Origin of the sequence: Exiguobacterium sp. ZOR0005, from assembly GCF_000798975.1 — a bacterium.
GTDB classification, from domain to species: Bacteria; Bacillota; Bacilli; order Exiguobacteriales; family Exiguobacteriaceae; genus Exiguobacterium; species Exiguobacterium aurantiacum.
The window spans coordinates 129,087-146,833 of the sequence record NZ_JTLB01000013.1 but is presented as its reverse complement, the minus strand read 5'-3'; the positions used below and the strand labels follow the sequence as shown (position 1 = coordinate 146,833).

Below are 17,747 nucleotides of genomic sequence, written 5' to 3'. Positions count from 1 at the left end.
GTTCGCTCCGTCTAGCCGACAACTGTCGGGGTCATATTGGTCCAGCTCCGGGTCAAGACGGCGACGAAGCGTTCCGAGGCTCGCTTCGCCAATCCTGACACGTATCTGTCTTCTAGTGTATAAACGTCGTCACGGCTTGTCAATCCCACTGTCCCAAGCGGCATCGAGCCGAAAGACGATGAGGCGTTCCCCTGTCTTCGTGCTGATGTCCGTGTGGAGCGACGTGATGCGCCGTCCGAGGACGTCTGCCACAATCGCCTCGAGCTGGGCCCGGCCCGACTCGACGAGGTTGTTGCGATACTTCTTCAATTGCTCGCGACCGGCCGATTTGGCGGCGAGGTCATACTCGGCCGGGGTCAAGACGCCTTGGAGCGTCACGATGGCCAAGTCGCGGAGCAGGTCTGCCTTACACGTCAATGAACCGCGTCCGAGATACTCTTTCTCCCATTGGGTGATACGGGCACTCAGTTCCATCTCCAGCTGACCCTTTTTTCGCATCGTTACTTCACGAATCCGATCATCATCTCGCGAAGGATCTTCGCGGCCGCGATCGCCGTCATGTCCGACTGGTCGTACGCCGGTGACACTTCAACGAGATCGGCGCCAATGATGTCGAGGTCCGCGTTCGCGATCGCATGAACGGCTTCGAGCAACTCTTTCGTCGTGATGCCACCGATCTCTTGCGTCCCTGTGCCTGGTGCAGCTGATGGGTCAAGGACGTCGATGTCGATCGTGACGTACACTTTCTTGCCGGCAAGCGTCGGCAAGACGCGTTTGAGCGGCTCGATCACTTCATATTTATACATGTTGTAGCCGACTTCTTTCACCCAGTCGAACTCTTCTTTCATCCCAGAACGAATGCCGAACGAGTAGCAGTTCGATGGTCCGATCAAGTTGGCCGCTTTTTTGAGCGGTGTCGAGTGCGAGAGCGGCTCGCCTTCGTATTCGTCACGGAGGTCCGTGTGCGCGTCGAAATGCAAAATGACGAAGTCGTCGCCGTATTTGTCATGCATCGCCTTGATGACCGGCCATGTGACGAGGTGCTCCCCACCCATGCCGAGCGGGAACTTGCCTGCGTCGATGACGTCTTTGACGAACGACTCGATCATATCGAGCGACTTTTGCGCGTTCCCGAACGGAAGCGGGATATCACCGGCGTCGTAAACGGCCGCCTCTGTCAAATCACCGTCGAGGTACGGGCTATATTCTTCAAGACCGATCGACACTTCACGGATGCGGTTCGGGCCGAAACGTGAACCCGGACGGAAACTGACCGTCCAGTCCATCGGCATGCCGTAGAGCACCGTCTTCGCATCGGCGACTTCCGGAAGGCTCGCGATGAACACTTTGCCTGAGTAGGCTTCGTCAAAACGTTTGATCATTTCGTCAAGTCCTCCACGAATTTAGGAAGGACGAACGCCGCGTTGTGAAGCTTCGGCGTGTAGTACTTCGTCTCGATGTCATGGAAACGCTCGGCTGATACTTCTTCCGGGTCGTACTGCTTCGAACCGATCGTGAACGTCCACATGCCGCTCGGGTACGTCGGCACGTTCGCCGTGTACAGTTTCGTGATCGGGAAAATCTCTTTCACGTCACGTTGGACCGTTTGGATGAGTTCTGGTGTGAACCACGGGTTGTCCGTCTGCGCGACGAAAATACCATCCGCTTTGAGCGCTTTCGAGATGCCGGCGTAGAATCCTTTCGTGAACAAGTTCGCCGCTGGGCCGACCGGTTCTGTCGAGTCGACCATGATGACGTCGTACTTGTCTTCTGACTCGGCGATATGCATGAAGCCGTCGCCGACGATGACTTCGACACGCGGGTTGTCGAGTTCACCGGCGATGTTTGGCAAGTATTTCTTCGAATATTCGATGACTTTCCCGTCGATGTCGACGAGAACCGCTTTTTCGACTGAAGGGTGTTTCATGATCTCACGGATGACGCCACCGTCTCCGCCACCGACCACGAGCACGTGTTTCGGGTTCGGGTGCGTGAAGAGTGGGACGTGGGCCACCATCTCGTGATAGACGAATTCGTCCTTATCCGTCGTCATGACCATACCGTCAAGCAACAACATTGTTCCGAACTCGTCCGTTTCGACCATCTCTAGTCGTTGAAACTCCGTTTGTTCGCTCTCATAAACGTGGTTTACACGGAACGTGATCCCGTAATCTTCTGTTTGGTGCTCCGTAAACCATAATTTTAATTTTTGGTCCATCGATAGAACCCCTTTCTGTTCAAAAAGTTGTTCGTATGCGAGTGGCGTTTTGAGGCGCTTCTTATTCATACGATAGGAAGTATACAAAAACTGTACCCATTTTGCACGATTTTTTTATTTATTCGTTGATTTGTGTGAGTTTCCCGTGAGGTTTAACCGATAAACTGGATATAGATGTATTTTATAATTGGAAAGGAGGGGTCCTATGTGGTCTCCTTGCGTGGCATGCTCCACGACAATCCCATTCTTTGAACGGGGCTTGTTAGTCGTCAACGAACAACCTCACCCGTACGAATCCTTTGATGAGTTGACCCAAAAATTAGCCGTCGTCGAGGAGGAAGTGTATTGCGTCGATCCTGCGACGAATCGGCAAACGGCAGCCGTTCCGGCGATCGACCTGCTCGAGCAGATTGCCAACCGTGACACGATCGAACTCATTCAACACGGAGAGTTCGAGAGTCACTTACAACCGATCATCCACCTCGACACCGGGGAGCGGTTCGGCTACGAGGCTCTCCTGCGCAGCCGGAACGACATCTCGCCGGGCGAGCTGTTCCGCGCCGCCAACCGGTTCGGATTGCACTCGAAGCTCGATCAACGAGCGCGAGCCGAGGCGATCAAAGCGACGCACCACGCCGTCCTTCCGCACGAGAAGACGTTCATCAACTTCTTGCCGTCGACGATCTATAACCCGGACTATTGCCTGCAGCATACGTTCGAAGTGATTGACCGGTACAACCTCAGTCCGGAACGGTTCATCTTCGAAGTCGTCGAGACGGAGAAAGTACAAGACGTGGCCCACTTGCAGCACGTGTTCTCTACATATAAGAAACGCGGGATGAAAGTCGCCCTTGATGACGTCGGCGCCGGTTTCTCGACGCTCGACATGTTGAAGCGGCTCGAGCCGGACTACGTCAAGATTGATCGGTCGTACGTATCATTTTGCGATCAGGATGCCGAGAAGCGCGCGTTTCTTAAAAACGTCCGTCAATTGACGCGTTCGATGGGTATCACGTTGCTCGCGGAAGGTGTCGAGCGCATCGAAGAAGTCGACGTCTGCCGTGAGCTCGGCTTCGACCTCGCCCAAGGCTATTACTTCGGGAAGCCTTCTCCGTACGCTTTATAAGACGAATGGCCTCGAGCGTTTGCTCGAGGCCATTTTTTTAATCGTCATCTTCTTCTTCCATATCATCGTTTTGCATTTCCGTATCGTTGTTGTTCATCGGTTCCTCGTCGGCTCCCCCACAAGCTCCGAGAATGATGCCTGTCGCTAAGAGCGACGCGGCCAATGTACCTTTTCGCTTCATTCAAACACACCCCTTTTAACAGTCTTGTCGTACAGTACGGTTAATTCCCCTCGGTCATCACACGAAACGTGTTTTTTGATTAAGAATGTGCAAACGGTGGAATGAATTCAGTGATGACAACCGAACCGAAAGAAGGTGTACCTATTGAAACGACGTGTTATACAATTTTTTACGATGATCCTGTTCGGTATCCTCCTTCTTGCCTTGCTGTACTCGATTGATGGATTGATCCCTTTCTTAGTCCTCATCGCCATCGCCGCCCCACTCATTGTCGGCTGGCAAATCCTATTTGACCAAGTTCAACCGCAAGCGAAACTAGCCTGGCTGCTCGCCGTCCTCTTCATCCCGTTTCTCGGAGCGCTCGCCTGGGTCATGTTCGGCCGGACGCCACGACGGCATCGGCGGATCAAACGGACTTCGTCTGAGATTCGTATGTTCCGCCAGGCCATCGAGAGTGAACGCATCGAGACGACAAACGATGTCTCGGACCGCTTCCCGCTCACGCGGACGCTCGAAAAACTCGGGGCGACCGGTGCCGACGGGCATACGTCGACGCAACTGCTCGTCAACGGCGAGGCGAAGTTCGAAGCCGTCCTCCAAGACATCGAGCAAGCGACACACCACATTCACGTCCAATATTATTTGTTCCGAACCGACGAGATCTCGATGAAGATTCGAGACGCCCTCATCAAGAAATCAAACGAGAACGTCACCGTGCGCTTCTTGTATGACGGGCTCGGCAGCCAGGAGATTGGGGAAGAGTTTATCGAGCCGCTCCGCGAGTCACGCGTCCACGTCGAAGCGTTCGATCCGGTCGTCCATCCTCTGCTCGTCTTCAACGCCAACTTCCGCAACCATCAAAAGTTGATCGTCCTCGACGGAAAAATCGCCTACACGGGCGGATTGAACGTCGGCGACGAGTACCTTGGGAAAGAAGAAAAACTCGGGTTCTGGCGCGACACGCACCTTCGCGTCGAAGGCCCGATCGTGCGCGAACTGCAACGGCTCTTCATCGAGAACTGGCTTTATGCGGGACATGAGGATGATAAAGAGACGTGGGACTTGTTCGCGAACGAAGAACATCTGCCCGAATATTTTATCGACGAACCAAAAGCTTCGAACGGGGCGACGCAACTGCTCGTCACCTCACCGGGCAAAGACGTGACGATTCGGGACGGCCTCATGCAACTCATGATGGAGGCGAAAGAATCGATTTGGATCACGACGCCGTACCTCATTCCGCCGCCGGAACTGCTCGCGCTGCTTGAAGTCGCCGGCAAAAGCGGGATCGACGTCCGCATCGTCGTCCCGGGAAAAGGTGACGAATGGTTCAGCTTCCACGCGACCGAATATTATTTCGAACAATTGCTCAAACGGAACGTCCGCATTTATAAATACAATCGGCATTTTATCCATGCAAAAACCGTCCTCATCGATGGCAAAATCGCACTCGTCGGGACGGCTAACTTAGATTTTCGGAGCATGTATTTGAACCATGAAATGACGATCGCCCAATTCGAGACGTCATCGGTCCAAGAACTGCGTGATGCGTTCTTGCAAGACTTTGACGAATCGATTCTTGTCGACTGGTCGATCCTCCGCAAGAAGACGAACGGCAAACGGTTCGTCGAAGCGTTCTGTCACATCTTCTCGCCGCTCCTTTGACGGCGCCAGACGACATAGATGATGCCGACCATGGCGATCAGCGCGAGTTGCCAGCCGGTCGCGACGTATAGAACCGCCGTCACGGCGAGCGCCTCGATCAAGAGGGCCGGCACCTTGCCAATCGTGCTCGCCACCGCGAACGACGGCAGCGTCATCCGGCTGAAAGCCGCGGATAACGTGACGAGGCCCGACGGCACGAACGGCATGAGCCGCATGCCGAGGACGAGAAACCACGCCTCCATCCCGCCTGCTTCTCTCAGCCGTTTGAACCGTGTCCCGGTCGGTGACGTATACGTTTGGAGCGCTTTTCGATATAGGATGAAACTGACGATGGCCCCGACCGCCTCGCCTACGATCGAGACGATGACACCGGGCCCGAAACCGAGCAGTTGCACGTTCAGCGCCGTCAAAAATGCGCTCGGCAACACGCCGGCGACCGCAATCAACACATTTAACACGATGCTGATGACGACAAATAGCGGGAGCGGGAGCAAATCCCATTCCATCGCACTCACTTCCTTTCAAACGAAAAGGCTGTCCCGTCCTCGCGGGGCAGCCTTTCCTGTTACTTCGCTTCGACTTCGTCCCACGCGTCTTCGTCGACAGGTGGAAGGTGTTTCTCTTCGAGTTTCGATACGACGACCGCACACGTCGCGTCACCCGTGATGTTGACGGATGTACGGAGCATATCGAGAATACGGTCGACCCCGATGATGAGGGCGATCCCTTCGACCGGCAAGTTGACCGATTGCAAGACGAGGGCGAGCATGATGAGCCCGACACCCGGTACGCCAGCCGTACCGATCGAGGCGAGAACCGCCGTGATGACGACGGTCAAGAGCTCTGTGATCGTCAAGTCAGCCGCGAACACTTGCGCGATGAAGATTGTCGCGACCCCTTGCATGATGGCCGTTCCGTCCATGTTCACCGTCGCGCCGAGCGGCTGGACGAATGACGAGATGGAACGCGGCACACCGAGTTTCGTCTGGGCGAGCTCCATCGATACCGGGAGCGTCGCGTTCGACGATGATGTCGAGAACGCGAGCGTGATGGCCTCGTAGAAGTTCTTGAAGAAGAACACCGGGCTCATCTTTCCGAGGAAGAGGAGTGCACCGCCATAGACGATCGTCGCGTGCAAGAAGAGCGTCAAGACGACGGCAAACATATACCACGCCATGGCCGCCACCGCGTCAAAACCGATGCCGCCGATCGCCGAGGCGATCAAAGCGAACGCACCGTACGGGGCGAGTTTCATGACCAAATGGATGAGATGCATCATGATGCGATCGCCTTGCTTCACGAAACGGCGCCACGTCTTGGCTCGTTCTCCGAGTGCGATCATCGCAAACCCGATCAGCGCCGCGAAGACGATGATTTGCAACATGTTACCTTCAGCGAGTGCTTGAATCGGGTTCGTCGGAATCATGTTGACGAACGTCTGGACGATGTTCGACGATTCTTCTGACGCCGTCGACTCAAACTCGAGGTTCGCCGTTTGGAAGTCGCCACGCTCACCTGGCTGGATGACCGATGCCACACCCATCGCGAGCATGATGGCGAGTGCCGTCGTCGTCAAGAAGAACAGAAGTGCCTTCGATCCGACACGACCTAGCTCTTTCGGGTCCCCAAGACCCATGACGCCGAGAATGATCGAGAAGAAGACGATTGGCACGACTAACATTTTAATCAAGTTCAAAAATACAGTTCCGACCGGGGATAATATGTACGAGTTCGCAATATCATATATGTTGCCCGGCAAGCCGGCAAGCCCGAGTCCGACGATAACCCCCAGTACAAGACCAATTAGAATTTTCTTAGTTTCACTCATCGTGTCACCCTTTCTTTTTTACACAGTGCGTATAGTATAGCATAATACTGAATTTTCATACAATTACGCTATAATCACAAAATCATAACAGCTCTGTTTTCCCATTTTGTAGCTAAGCAAAACAAAAAAGATTGGAGACCGAAACCGGTCCAATCTTTTCACTCGGCAGCCAAGCGCGCAAGCTCTTCACGCAACTCGGTCGACTGTTCCCAAATTTCGGGACGGTGTGCTTGTAAGAAGCGAGCCAAAACGTCCCGGGACGGCGCATCCATCATGTCGATCAAGATGCGTCCTTTGAGCGATTTGTCCATTTGGTTGACGTGATATGGCAACAGTTTATAGCCGCGTCGCGCCTCAACGTCGACGGACAAGTCACAGGCCGCGACGCCTCCGTAGTAAAACCCTTCCGGCTTGCGTCCAACGGTCACCCAGACGATCCAATACGGCTTGCCGTTCGGCACCGCTTCCGGGTCGGTCAAGAATTTGATGCGTTTCTCAATCGCCGACTTGGCATGCATCGCACCCATGTCGATGACGGCCGTGCCCGCCTCAACGTCGATGATGACCGGCGACATATTGTTCAAACTGAGCGAGCCGACGCCGTAACCACCGTGGCCGTCCGTCGAATCATCAGCGATGATATTGAAGTTGATGTCTTTCATAAGTTGCGTCCCTCCCTCTCTACTGTACACAATGACAAGGGAGCGTGGCAATCACGAACGTCAACTCCACTCGATTCGAAATCTCGTCCCTGGTCCGATTGCTTGGACGAGCGAACGGTCCCGCTCGATGACGCGCCCGATGACGTTCACTCGTGCGTCGGCTGGAAGATCCGCCTTCGTCACTTGCATCTCGCCAGCATAGCGCCCGTAATCGACGTTGTCAATCGTAATCGTGCCAAGCGGTCTGGCCGTACTATTCCTTGGAGTGAGCATCCGATGTCCCGGACGGCCATAAGCCCGGGATTCGACGGAGCGCACGACGTCACGCGCCGGGTCCAAGCGGTTCGTGTGCACGTCTTCCGATACGAGATCGAGCGCTACGTCCGCTTTGGCGTAAAGGACGACCACTCCATCCGTATAGGCAGCGAATTGGGACTCGGTCGCTTCCGAAAGTCCCGGATCCCCGACCAAGATGCGATCGACGGTCGAGGCGAGATCGAGGAAGCAAGCGAACGGGGACAAGTGCCGATGGTCTTCAAGCGTCGGCAAGCGCTCATATATCGGGCCACGAAGCGTCCCGTCTCCCGGGATGAACGCTTGGACACGGATGCCTTGGCGTTTCAGCCACGCATTCTTTTCATCGAACCACGTCCGGTCGAGCCCGGTCTCCGGGCGCGGATAAAAGTTATGCCACGCCTCGACGTGAGCGACGACAAGCCCTTCTCGTTTCATCGCCTCCAGCTCTCCAGCGGTCAACGTACTCGCGTTCAACGCGACCGTCATCCGTTTCGATAAATCAGCGACTTGTTTTGGCGTCACGCCGTAATCGACGCGGAGACCGGTCACGCCCCATTCGACGAGCGTGTGCGCGTCGTCCCACGTCTTCCCGAGTGCTTCGAGTGACGTCGGGGCGATGTCGGCGAACAGCTCCAGCCCATGCCGCTTGGCCATTGCGCCGAGGTGTTTGAGCCGCTCCGTATAGACGGACGAGTCGTCTTCCGGGATATGCAGCGACGTGAATAGTGACGTGAATCCGAGCGCACGCATGCGGCCGATCCACTCCTCGAACTGAGGGGTGAGCGGTTCGCTCAAATAAACGGATAATCCTTTCATTGTTAACTCCTCCTAAACAAAAAGGTGACTCCAAAGAGCCACCTCGATTGTCAAATTCCGTCTGCCATCTCTTCTTTGAAACCGAACAAATACGTGAAGATGAAGCCTGCCGTATACGAAATGACGAGACCTCCAATATACGTCAAGTACATGCCGTTGTCGATGAGCGGCGTGAGCGAGAGCCCTGACACACCGATTCCGAGCGCGGCCGTCTTCATCGTCGCCTGGAACGCACCACCGACCGCAGCGCCCATACATGCTGTCAAGAACGGACGACCGAGCGGGAGCGTGACCCCGTACAGGAGCGGCTCGCCGATTCCGAGGAATCCGACCGGGATGGCCCCTTTAATGATGTTACGGAGACGTTGGTTGCGCGTCTTCACGAAAATCGCGATGGCGGCACCGACTTGACCGGCACCAGCCATGGCGAGGATTGGCAAGAGCGCCGTATTCCCGACCGTGTTCAGGAGCTCCAAGTGAATCGGTGTCAAACCGTGATGCAGCCCGACCATGACGAGCGGCAGGAAGAATCCGGCGAGAACAGCCCCAGCGACCGGTCCGCCGACTTCAAGCACGGCGTTCAGTCCACGCATGATCCCGTCCGACAAGACGCCCGCGACCGGCATGACCGCATAGAGCGCCGTGAAACCGACGACGAGGACGGTAAGGAGCGGCGTAAAGATGATGTCGACTGCTGTCGGCATGAACCGGCGGACGTGTTTCTCGATGTACGTCATGAGCCAAGCCGCAAAGATGACCCCGAACAGTCCACCCCGTCCGACGACGAGCGGTTCCCCATAAATGGTGATGTCGGCGAGCATCGGGTTGAAGAGAATCCCCCCGGCGATGGCGCCGAGTACCGGTGTCCCGCCGAACTCTTTTGCCGTGTTCCATCCGACGAGAATCGCTAGGTAGGCGAACACCGTGCTTCCGAGCAGGAGCAGGATTTGCATCCACGTCTCGGTCGGGTCGACGCCGGCGTTTTTCGCGAAGTTTGCTGTCCCGTTAATAATTCCTGAAGCGACAAGTCCCGGGATGAGCGGAATGAAGATATTCCCTAAGCGACGTAAGAAACGTTTGAACGGTGACTTCTGTTTGTCTTTCACTTTTTGGCGTTCGATCGCCGCCCGTTCGTCCGGCGTCAAGTTCGCATCGACCGCTTCTTCCCCGATGGCGAGCCCCGTCTCCCGACTCAAGTGGTCAGCGACGCGATTGACCGTCCCCGGACCGACGACGATTTGGAGCGTCTCATCATCGATGACCCCCATGACGCCGTCGATTTTTTTCAATCCCTCGATGTTCGCTTTCGTCGGATCTTTTAGCGCCAAGCGCACACGCGTCATGCAGTGCGCGAGTTGACGGATGTTATCTTTCCCCCCGACTTGCTCGAGTATGGCTCGCGCCAACACCTCTTCTTTCTTCATCTCGTAATCCCCCTTAGAGCGCCTCACGGACGAATCCGTTCGCACGCTGTAATCGCTCGACCGCTTCCGCATAGGAAACGTCGGCTAAAATCATGACGATCGCCGTCTTGACGTGCCCGTTCGATGAATCGAAATAACGCGCGGCCGTCTGCTCATCGACCCCTGTCGCTTCCGCAATCATCCGTTTGGCCCGTACTTCGAGCTTTTCGTTCGTCGGTTGCACGTCGACCATCAAGTTTTGATACACTTTGCCGATGCCGATCATCGACGCTGTCGAGATCATGTTGAGGACAAGCTTTTGGGCCGTCCCGGCTTTCAAACGCGTCGAACCGGTCAACACTTCCGGACCCGTCTCGACCTCGATTTTAAACTCGGCGTGCTCGCTGATTTTCGAGCCTTTGTTGCACGATAACGCGGCCGTCGTCGCCCCGACTTCACGGGCGTAGTCGAGCCCGCCGATGACGTACGGCGTCCGTCCGCTCGCGGCGATACCGACGACCGTATCGCGTTCATCCAAGTGAAGCGCTTTCAAATCATTGACCGCCAGCTCCTTGCTATCCTCTGCCCCTTCGACAGCTTTGATGAGCGCGCGTTCGCCCCCGGCAATCAGTCCGACGACCATGTCCGGTGACACCCCGAACGTCGGCACACATTCCGCCGCATCTAAAATACCGAGTCGTCCGCTCGTCCCGGCACCGAGATAAATCAAGCGCCCGCCTTGTTTGAACGAGGCGATGGCCCGTTCCGCCACTTGGGCGATGACTCGTACTTCTTGTTTGATGACGTGCGGCACACGCTCGTCTTCCTCATTCATCACGGTCAATAGTGCCTCGACCGACATCTCGTCAAGGTTCATCGTCCGTTCATTTCGTCGTTCCGTAGCTAATTTATGTAGCATCGCCACCATCCTTTCTTCTCTATGCTTTTATTGTACTAATCTGAAATTTAAAGTCAAACTTATTTAAAAATATTAGGAATTAAAATTTCATCACAAATTCTTCTAAATGAAAAACCCGACTGCTTTCGCGTCGAGTTTACGGATCAATCGTCTTAATGAGGACGTGGACACGGTCGCCCCGCGCCGTCACAGACTCTTTCTCATAAGTGTAGCCTTGCCTTCGCCAAAAGCGATATGCCCGCTCGTTATGTGGAAGGACGCCGAGCCGGAATACCGAATGATGGGGAAGCATCTGTTCTTGTTCGAGCTGTTCGTAAAGCGTTTGTGCGATTCCGTTGCCGTGGAATCGTTCATCGACGACGAACAAGCCGAGCCAAAGCGAGCCATCGGTCGGATGCCTTCTCAACAAGTCGGCGATGGCAACCACGTCATCATCCGTTTCCATCAACAGACTGACCGTCCCGCCCGCCTCGAAGTCCGCCACGTTCTCCACACAAAACGCATCGATCGTCTGGCCGTTCATAGCGGCGAATGTGACTTGACGACGAAGGAACGACTCGAGCCGGTCTTTGTCTGATCCGGTATACGACCGAATCTTCATCGCCGCAGCTTCACCATCTCGTCGCGCGCCTCGGCGTACTTATCGATGAGTCCTTCCCCTTTACGGTGAAGCAGACCCATGTAGAGCGTGTCGATGATCGTCAGTTGCGTCATGCGTGAGGCGATGCTCGCGATTCTAAAGTCGCGTTCGACGTTCGGTGTACAGAGCCGGACGTCGGCTTCGCGGTAAAGCGGGGACTTGTCGAGGTCGGTGATGGCAACGACAGGAACGCCTTGCTTTTTCGCGAAGCGGACAAGTTCGAGGACGTCTTTCGTCCGTCCCGACGTGCTGATCGCGACGAAGACATCGGTCGACCCGAGGTGCGGGATGAGTGATAACATATAATGAAAATCTTGCGACGTCTGCGCCGCATAACCAAGTTTCGTGAACTTGTATTGGGCGTCATACGCCGCCGTCGACGAGCCGCCGACGCCGTAAAAAACGACGCGGTTGGCGCGGGCGAACGTGTCAATCGCATGTTCGAGCTCGCGCTTGTCCATCGCCTCCGCACACGCCTCGACGGCCATCTTGTTGACGTGGATGACTTTTTGGAACGAGTCGTAAGGGGTATCTTTCTGTTGGAGCACGTTGAAGTCGGTCAACGTCGTCTCGGTGATGGCCAAGTCTTTTACGAGCGCAAGTTTGAACGCCTTGAAACTGTCGATGCCGACGACGCGAGCGAAACGGACGATGCTCGCCTCGGACACATCGGTCTTTAACGCGAGCTCTTTCGTCGTCATGTTCGGGACGAGTGTCGAGTGCGTCAAAATATAGTCCGCGATTTTTTTCTCGACGGACGTCATCTCGCTCAAGGCGAGTTCGATTTTTTTTAGTAAGGATTCCATCCGGTCATCCCCTTCCTGCTACTGGTGTCTTGTTCTAATGATAGCGGATTCTTTCGACACAAGCCAACAGCAATCAAAAAGGCCGAGCATCCGCTCGACCTTTTGCTCATAAATTTTTCGTGTTAAACGTGTCCCCGCCTTGAATCGTCCCGTTTTGGAATCCTTTTTCGAACCAACGTTTCCGCTGCTCGGACGTCCCGTGCGTGAACGAGTCCGGCGTGACGTAACCGCGTGCTTGTTTTTGAAGCGTGTCGTCGCCGATCTGGTGAGCGGCGTTCATCGCTTCTTCAAAGTCGCCCGCTTCGAGATAGCCCATCCCTTGGGCATGGTGGGCCCAAACCCCGGCATAATAATCGGCCTGAAGCTCGAACCGGACCAAGTATTTATTGAACTCCGCCTCGCTCATCTGATTTCGGAGCGGCATGATCTCGTTCGTCGTCCCGAGAAGCGTCTGAACGTGATGCCCGACCTCATGGGCGACGACGTACGCCATCGCGAAGTCCCCTGGCGCGTTGAAGCGCTGGCTCAGTTCATCGTAGAAACTTAAATCGATGTATAGCTTCTGGTCGCCCGGGCAATAGAACGGTCCGACGGCGGAACCGGCGATCCCGCACGCGGATTCGACTTGTCCGGAGAACAAGACGAGCGTCGGTTCCCGATACGTGAGCCCGTTCTCGGCGAAGATGTCGGTCCACACTTCCTCGGTGTCCCGTAACACGACCGATACGAAGTCGGCCATCTCTTCTTCCCGGGCCGAGCCTTGATACGTTTCCGAGGATTGCGGTTCATTCAACCCGATGTTGTTGACGATGTCGGCCGGATTCCCGCCGTTCAAGAGCGTGAAGACGATGACCAAGATGAGACCGAAACCACCCCCGATGCCCGCGATGCCTCTCCCACCGACACGTTGTCCCCGTCGATCCTCCACGTTCCGGCTGGCCTGTCTGCCCTTCCATTTCATATGTCGTTCCTCCTACGTCTAGTCTGTCTTTTTACTTACCCCGTTTCTAGACGTTTCGCACCTGAATTTTCACGATTTCCCATCGTCTTCCGTGTTTGAGCACCGTCCAAGTAGGTAACAGGTTAAGAGAACGTTGACTTAAGGAGGAATGGATATGGGATTAGCGAGTGATTTGAAGCGATTACGAAACGTTGAGTGTAAAGACAAGTGCGTCTTGTCGGTCTATTTGAACACGGGACCGAACCAACAAGGCGACTGGAACATTCATTTGAAAAATGGATTGAAGCGGATCGGTGAATACTTGGAAGCGTCAGGAAACGAAGCACAGCAAAAGAGCTTCAAAAAGATGCGCAAAAAAGTCGAAGACGAGCTAGGCAAACATCGGAACGACCTCGCCCGGAGCCTCGTCATTTTCGCCTCTGAAGAGAACGACTTGTTCGAGACGTACTATTTGCAGCACGACGTCGAGACGGCGTTCCATTGGGAGACGAAACCGGTACTCGAGCCGCTCGAAGCGCTACAAGCGAAGTACCCGGCGACCGGTGTCATCTTGACGAACCTCGACCACGTGACCGTCCTCGATACATCACTCGGCCATATCGACGCCGCTTTCTCGTTCGTGTTCGACCCTGAGACCGAAGAATGGGTCCGATTCGAAGGGACAGCGTCGGGTGACCGGATGGCTTCAAGCAGCTCGCAAGTCGACAAGTTCGATCGTCGCCTCGCCGAGAACTTGAATCGCTTCTACCGGGACCTCGCCCAGACGGTCGAACAGATGAAAGGCGCGCACGACTGGGAAGGGCTCGTCGTCATCGGTGAGGCCGAGCTCGCCAACTCGTTCCGTGACGAGTTGCGGACGAAACCGGAACGAGTCATCCATAAAAACTTGTCCAAGTCGAGTGAGCCAAAAATCATCGAAGCGGCATTCCATTGATTTTCTGCTTTCTTCGGGCTCCCGGATTCTCTAAAATAAAAGAGAACGAGGAAAAGGAGGAATCAGTATGCCATACGTCACCGTGAAAATGTTGCCCGGTCGCACGGTCGAACAGAAACGTGCCTTGATCGAGAAAGTGACGGACGCCGTCTCTGAGACGACGAACGCACCGAAAGAAAACATCACCGTCTTCATCGAAGAGATGGACGCGACGCATTACGGCCAAGCCGGCGTCATGCACGCGGACAAGAAGTAACACGAGCACCCGATCGTCACACGACGACCGGGTGTTTTTTAGTCCTCTAAGTTCACTTCGAACCGTTCACTCGACACGGTCGGCTTAATCAAATGCCGCGTCGCCCGCCAGATGTGATAGCCGATCCGGTCGAGCCAGAGAAGCGCCTGTACTTTTCGAATCGACGACTCCATCTCGAGCTGATTCGTCGCGGCCTCTTCGAGCAACTCGGCCCGATGCGCTTTCCGGTACTCGGCCAGTTGTTTCGAGGCACTTTTCCATCGGCTCGACTCCTCCGGCGGGGTGTGATGATTCAGGCCGTCGACGAGTTCGAGCTCATGCAAGACGAGCTGACGGGCGACCAAAAAGTCGGTGTCCCGTAATACATCATCCGGCTCGACTTCACGCATGACGAAGAGCCAACGCTCGAGGTGGTCGATCGTATGGAGCAGCGATATGTGTTGCCCGTAATCGTTGCGTCCTTTCGCCTCTTCCAGTTGAATCGTGCTTAAAAACACACGGACGTCCCCGAGCGTCTTTTCGACGAGTTGCAATTCGTCTTCGCGCTTTCGCCCTTCTTCAAGCAACAAGCGCGTCTCGTTGCCGAGATAACGCTCGATTTCAATCAAAGAGCGCCTTGCCGCCTCGAGAGCGACGGCCGGGATGCGCGACATGTTCGGGTCCAAGAACCGGGTCAACTTCTCGGCCCGGCTCGGGATCCACGTCAACAAGCGGCGGCTGAACGCCTCGTGGAACGGTAAGAACGTCAACACACCGAGCAAGTGGAACGAGGTGTGAAACAAGGCGAGCCGCAACAGTTCGTTCCAATTCAGGCGGTCGGCAATCCCGTTGACGACCCCGAACAGCAGCGGGAACGTCAACCATCCGATCACTAATATCGACCCGTGGATGAGGACGTGGGCGAGCACGATCCGTCTTGCCGATTTCCACCCTCCGATTGAACCGATGGCGACGACGAGGCTCGTCCCTGCGCTCTGGCCGAGAACGAGCAGGCACGCTTGCGTGAGCGACACCGTATCGGTCGCGAGCGCCGTCATCGTCAAGACGAGTCCGATCGTCGATGACTGCAGGACCGCCGTCATGAAGAGCCCCGTTCCGAGGAGCGCGAGTTGATGGAGCGGTGTCTCGGCGTTCCACTCATTGAGGGAGAACGTCACGACGTCACGCATCGCTTCTTGCAGCGTGCCGATGCCGACGAAGATGAGACCGATCCCGACGAACAGCATGCCGATCCGTTTGACGCGGCGGTCGATGAGCCGTAGGGCCATCCCGACCCCGATGAGCGGTAAAAACAATTGACGGATATCCAAGTTATAACCGAGGAGCGCCACGATCCACCCGGTCGTCGCACTGCCCGCGTTGGCCCCGATGACGAGCGTCAGCGCCTGCACAAACGTCAACAGTCCGGCGCTGACGAAGCCGATCGTCATGAGCGTCGTCACGGTCGATGATTGAAACAACGTCGTCATCGTCGCCCCGAGCATGGCGCCCGCGACCGGCCCTTCCGCGAACTGGTTGAGCCGGCGCCGGAGCCGCTCCCCGGCGAGGCTTTTCAACGTGTCCGTCAACAACATCATGCCGAGCAGGAAAATCCCGATTCCTCCGATTAATGTCGCGATCCCCATCGTGTCACTTCCTTTTCCGGTCTCAGTCCCCCCGTAACGTTGACAGCATCCACGATTTCTCCGAAGCATGGTCTTTCAAGTTGAGGAGCACGTCCTCCGGATAATAAATCTTCTCGTCCGACTGACGCGAATTAAGAATCGATTGGACGAGCATCGATACTTCCGAGATTTCACGGCGCTCGCCGTCGTTCATCTGCAGGAGAATCCCTTCATAGTTGCCATGTCCTTTATATAAATCGTACGGCAGTTGGCTCAATTGGTCTTCGAGCAAGTAATAGCGCGTCGGCAAGCCGATCGTTTCCATCGTCTGTCTAAGACGGTCCATGTAACGGACCCGGCTCGCTTCCGGGAAGTTCTTATACTTCAACAGGCGACGATTGACGAAACGGCTCGCGAGATCCGCTAAAATCGCGTCGTCTTCTTCCATCCACTCTTGGAAATAGAAGTAGACGACCGTCTCGTCGAGCTTCAAGTAATGGGCGAGCGTCATGTCTTCGCGGTTGAAGATCGGGAGGAAATGGCGTGGTTCCATGTTGAACGTGTAACCCGACTCATACAGTTCTTGCGCCCGCTCGAGGACCGCTTTTAAGAGCAAGTCGCTCGACCGTGTCGCCGGGTGCAAATAGACTTGCCAGTACATCTGATAGCGGCGCATGATGTAGTCCTCGATCGTATGCATCCCCGACTGCTTGACGACGACTTGATCCTCATCCGGGCGAAGGACGCGAAGCATCCGTTCCAAGTCGAACTTGCCGTAACTGACGCCGGCGAAATGGGCGTCGCGGAGCAAATAGTCCATCCGGTCGACGTCGAGCTGAGAGCTGAGCATGTTGACGAGCAACCGGTTCGGATGTGTCTTGTTGATGATGGCCGCCACTTCTTCCGGGAAACCGACCCCCATCTCAGATAACACTTTGTTCACTTCCGTATCGCCTAAGATGATGCGTTCGGTCCATACTTCGTGGCGCACGGAGAAGACGTGCTCGAACGCGTGCGAGAACGGGCCGTGACCGACGTCGTGCAGGAGCGCCGCCGCGAGCAACAGCTCCCGGTTCCGATCGTCCCACTCCGGGTATTCGTGGAATTGGTCGATGAGTTGGCGCGCGATCTCATATACACCGAGCGAATGATGGAATCGGGTGTGCTCAGCCCCATGGAACGTCAAAAACGACGTGCCGAGCTGTTTGATGCGACGCAACCGTTGAAACTCTTTCGTGTTGATCAACTCCCAGATGAGATGATCATAGACGTAAATATAGCGATGAACCGGGTCTTTGAACACTTTCGACCCGGATAATTGACCTCGTGACGTGTACATGACGTTGCCCCCTACGTTTCAATAATATGTATTTCGACTTCCAGCGAGTCGTTCCCTCCATGCTATAATGAAGAGGAAACTATCTTTTGAAA

Annotated in this window: 19 protein-coding genes; 4 read left to right on the top strand and 15 right to left on the bottom strand. The window is 55.4% G+C overall.

What is annotated here, in order from left to right:
* Positions 1-129: 129 nt before the first annotated feature.
* Genes L971_RS06095 through speE form a run of 3 tightly spaced genes read right to left on the bottom strand, consistent with a single transcriptional unit; the run spans position 130 to position 2,218 of the window.
* Positions 130-498 (bottom strand): DUF2294 domain-containing protein, encoded by a 369-nt coding sequence (locus tag L971_RS06095; protein ID WP_024371124.1) that lies wholly within the window; start codon positions 496-498, stop codon positions 130-132.
* A gap of 2 nt (positions 499-500) precedes the next feature.
* The gene (gene speB, locus L971_RS06090) at positions 501-1,382 is read right to left on the bottom strand and encodes an agmatinase (RefSeq protein ID WP_024371125.1); all 882 of its coding nucleotides are present in this window, start codon (positions 1,380-1,382) and stop codon (positions 501-503) included.
* A complete protein-coding gene (gene speE, locus L971_RS06085) occupies positions 1,379-2,218 on the bottom strand; it encodes a polyamine aminopropyltransferase (protein WP_047374976.1) in 840 nt (279 codons plus the stop codon). The genes speB and speE overlap by 4 nt, the downstream gene beginning before the upstream one ends.
* A 205-nt stretch (positions 2,219-2,423) precedes the next feature.
* Here speE and L971_RS06080 point away from each other — a divergent pair, with 205 nt between their 5' ends.
* Positions 2,424-3,344 carry an EAL domain-containing protein gene (locus L971_RS06080; RefSeq protein WP_047374975.1) on the top strand — a complete coding sequence of 307 codons (921 nt, stop codon included), beginning with the start codon at positions 2,424-2,426 and terminating at the stop codon, positions 3,342-3,344.
* A 37-nt stretch (positions 3,345-3,381) separates the two neighbouring features.
* Here the strand turns inward: L971_RS06080 and L971_RS15045 are convergent, their stop codons facing one another.
* On the bottom strand, positions 3,382-3,525 hold the full coding sequence (locus L971_RS15045; RefSeq protein WP_156111503.1) for a hypothetical protein: 144 nt from the start codon (positions 3,523-3,525) through the stop codon (positions 3,382-3,384).
* Positions 3,526-3,660: 135 nt separating this feature from the next.
* Between L971_RS15045 and cls the strand changes: the two genes are divergently transcribed.
* Positions 3,661-5,190, top strand: coding sequence for a cardiolipin synthase (cls, locus tag L971_RS06075; RefSeq protein WP_052200301.1), 1,530 nt, complete (start codon positions 3,661-3,663; stop codon positions 5,188-5,190).
* On the opposite strand, the gene L971_RS06070 is transcribed toward cls, so the two are convergent.
* The 9 genes from L971_RS06070 to L971_RS06030 all read right to left on the bottom strand — a co-directional run bounded on the left by L971_RS06070 (position 5,166) and on the right by L971_RS06030 (position 13,522).
* Positions 5,166-5,696, bottom strand: a complete 531-nt coding sequence (locus L971_RS06070) for a TVP38/TMEM64 family protein (protein ID WP_047374971.1) — start codon at positions 5,694-5,696, stop codon at positions 5,166-5,168. The genes cls and L971_RS06070 overlap by 25 nt on opposite strands.
* Before the next feature lie 59 nt (positions 5,697-5,755).
* Positions 5,756-7,018 carry a dicarboxylate/amino acid:cation symporter gene (locus tag L971_RS06065; RefSeq protein ID WP_024371130.1) on the bottom strand — a complete coding sequence of 421 codons (1,263 nt, stop codon included), beginning with the start codon at positions 7,016-7,018 and terminating at the stop codon, positions 5,756-5,758.
* A 158-nt stretch (positions 7,019-7,176) separates the two neighbouring features.
* Positions 7,177-7,680, bottom strand: coding sequence for a YwhD family protein (locus L971_RS06060; protein ID WP_047374969.1), 504 nt, complete (start codon positions 7,678-7,680; stop codon positions 7,177-7,179).
* 60 nt (positions 7,681-7,740) lie between these two features.
* Positions 7,741-8,793, bottom strand: coding sequence for a DUF871 domain-containing protein (locus L971_RS06055; protein WP_047374967.1), 1,053 nt, complete (start codon positions 8,791-8,793; stop codon positions 7,741-7,743).
* A gap of 50 nt (positions 8,794-8,843) precedes the next feature.
* Positions 8,844-10,217 carry a PTS transporter subunit EIIC gene (locus L971_RS06050; RefSeq protein WP_029334210.1) on the bottom strand — a complete coding sequence of 458 codons (1,374 nt, stop codon included), beginning with the start codon at positions 10,215-10,217 and terminating at the stop codon, positions 8,844-8,846.
* Between the two features lie 13 nt (positions 10,218-10,230).
* On the bottom strand, positions 10,231-11,124 hold the full coding sequence (gene murQ / locus L971_RS06045; RefSeq protein ID WP_081977055.1) for an N-acetylmuramic acid 6-phosphate etherase: 894 nt from the start codon (positions 11,122-11,124) through the stop codon (positions 10,231-10,233).
* Between the two features lie 127 nt (positions 11,125-11,251).
* A complete protein-coding gene (locus L971_RS06040) occupies positions 11,252-11,716 on the bottom strand; it encodes an N-acetyltransferase (RefSeq protein ID WP_047374963.1) in 465 nt (154 codons plus the stop codon).
* The gene (locus tag L971_RS06035; protein ID WP_024371136.1) at positions 11,713-12,561 is read right to left on the bottom strand and encodes a MurR/RpiR family transcriptional regulator; all 849 of its coding nucleotides are present in this window, start codon (positions 12,559-12,561) and stop codon (positions 11,713-11,715) included. Before L971_RS06035 ends, L971_RS06040 begins: the two co-directional genes overlap by 4 nt.
* A 106-nt stretch (positions 12,562-12,667) precedes the next feature.
* Complete coding sequence (locus L971_RS06030; protein ID WP_047374961.1) at positions 12,668-13,522, bottom strand: neutral zinc metallopeptidase; 855 nt, start codon at positions 13,520-13,522, stop codon at positions 12,668-12,670.
* A gap of 154 nt (positions 13,523-13,676) precedes the next feature.
* Between L971_RS06030 and L971_RS06025 the strand changes: the two genes are divergently transcribed.
* Entirely contained in the window at positions 13,677-14,456 is a 780-nt protein-coding gene (locus L971_RS06025; protein WP_047374959.1) for a VLRF1 family aeRF1-type release factor, read from the top strand.
* Positions 14,457-14,523: 67 nt separating this feature from the next.
* Entirely contained in the window at positions 14,524-14,712 is a 189-nt protein-coding gene (locus L971_RS06020; RefSeq protein WP_012727443.1) for a 2-hydroxymuconate tautomerase, read from the top strand.
* Between the two features lie 38 nt (positions 14,713-14,750).
* On the opposite strand, the gene L971_RS06015 is transcribed toward L971_RS06020, so the two are convergent.
* Positions 14,751-16,337 (bottom strand): Na/Pi cotransporter family protein, encoded by a 1,587-nt coding sequence (locus tag L971_RS06015; protein ID WP_047374954.1) that lies wholly within the window; start codon positions 16,335-16,337, stop codon positions 14,751-14,753.
* Between the two features lie 22 nt (positions 16,338-16,359).
* Positions 16,360-17,655, bottom strand: coding sequence for an HD domain-containing protein (locus L971_RS06010; protein ID WP_029334204.1), 1,296 nt, complete (start codon positions 17,653-17,655; stop codon positions 16,360-16,362).
* Positions 17,656-17,747 lie beyond the last annotated feature (92 nt).

What these genes read in the sequence shown, in the direction of transcription:
- L971_RS06095 (WP_024371124.1), bottom strand. Translation starts at nt 498, where the DNA reads ATGCGAAAAAAGGGTCAGCTGGAGATGGAACTGAGTGCCCGTATCACC.
- speB (WP_024371125.1), bottom strand. Translation starts at nt 1,382, where the DNA reads ATGATCAAACGTTTTGACGAAGCCTACTCAGGCAAAGTGTTCATCGCG.
- speE (WP_047374976.1), bottom strand. Translation starts at nt 2,218, where the DNA reads ATGGACCAAAAATTAAAATTATGGTTTACGGAGCACCAAACAGAAGAT.
- L971_RS06080 (WP_047374975.1), top strand. Translation starts at nt 2,424, where the DNA reads ATGTGGTCTCCTTGCGTGGCATGCTCCACGACAATCCCATTCTTTGAA.
- L971_RS15045 (WP_156111503.1), bottom strand. Translation starts at nt 3,525, where the DNA reads ATGAAGCGAAAAGGTACATTGGCCGCGTCGCTCTTAGCGACAGGCATC.
- L971_RS06070 (WP_047374971.1), bottom strand. Translation starts at nt 5,696, where the DNA reads ATGGAATGGGATTTGCTCCCGCTCCCGCTATTTGTCGTCATCAGCATC.
- L971_RS06065 (WP_024371130.1), bottom strand. Translation starts at nt 7,018, where the DNA reads ATGAGTGAAACTAAGAAAATTCTAATTGGTCTTGTACTGGGGGTTATC.
- L971_RS06060 (WP_047374969.1), bottom strand. Translation starts at nt 7,680, where the DNA reads ATGAAAGACATCAACTTCAATATCATCGCTGATGATTCGACGGACGGC.
- L971_RS06055 (WP_047374967.1), bottom strand. Translation starts at nt 8,793, where the DNA reads ATGAAAGGATTATCCGTTTATTTGAGCGAACCGCTCACCCCTCAGTTC.
- L971_RS06050 (WP_029334210.1), bottom strand. Translation starts at nt 10,217, where the DNA reads ATGAAGAAAGAAGAGGTGTTGGCGCGAGCCATACTCGAGCAAGTCGGG.
- murQ (WP_081977055.1), bottom strand. Translation starts at nt 11,124, where the DNA reads ATGGTGGCGATGCTACATAAATTAGCTACGGAACGACGAAATGAACGG.
- L971_RS06040 (WP_047374963.1), bottom strand. Translation starts at nt 11,716, where the DNA reads ATGAAGATTCGGTCGTATACCGGATCAGACAAAGACCGGCTCGAGTCG.
- L971_RS06035 (WP_024371136.1), bottom strand. Translation starts at nt 12,561, where the DNA reads ATGGAATCCTTACTAAAAAAAATCGAACTCGCCTTGAGCGAGATGACG.
- L971_RS06030 (WP_047374961.1), bottom strand. Translation starts at nt 13,522, where the DNA reads ATGAAATGGAAGGGCAGACAGGCCAGCCGGAACGTGGAGGATCGACGG.
- L971_RS06025 (WP_047374959.1), top strand. Translation starts at nt 13,677, where the DNA reads ATGGGATTAGCGAGTGATTTGAAGCGATTACGAAACGTTGAGTGTAAA.
- L971_RS06020 (WP_012727443.1), top strand. Translation starts at nt 14,524, where the DNA reads ATGCCATACGTCACCGTGAAAATGTTGCCCGGTCGCACGGTCGAACAG.
- L971_RS06015 (WP_047374954.1), bottom strand. Translation starts at nt 16,337, where the DNA reads ATGGGGATCGCGACATTAATCGGAGGAATCGGGATTTTCCTGCTCGGC.
- L971_RS06010 (WP_029334204.1), bottom strand. Translation starts at nt 17,655, where the DNA reads ATGTACACGTCACGAGGTCAATTATCCGGGTCGAAAGTGTTCAAAGAC.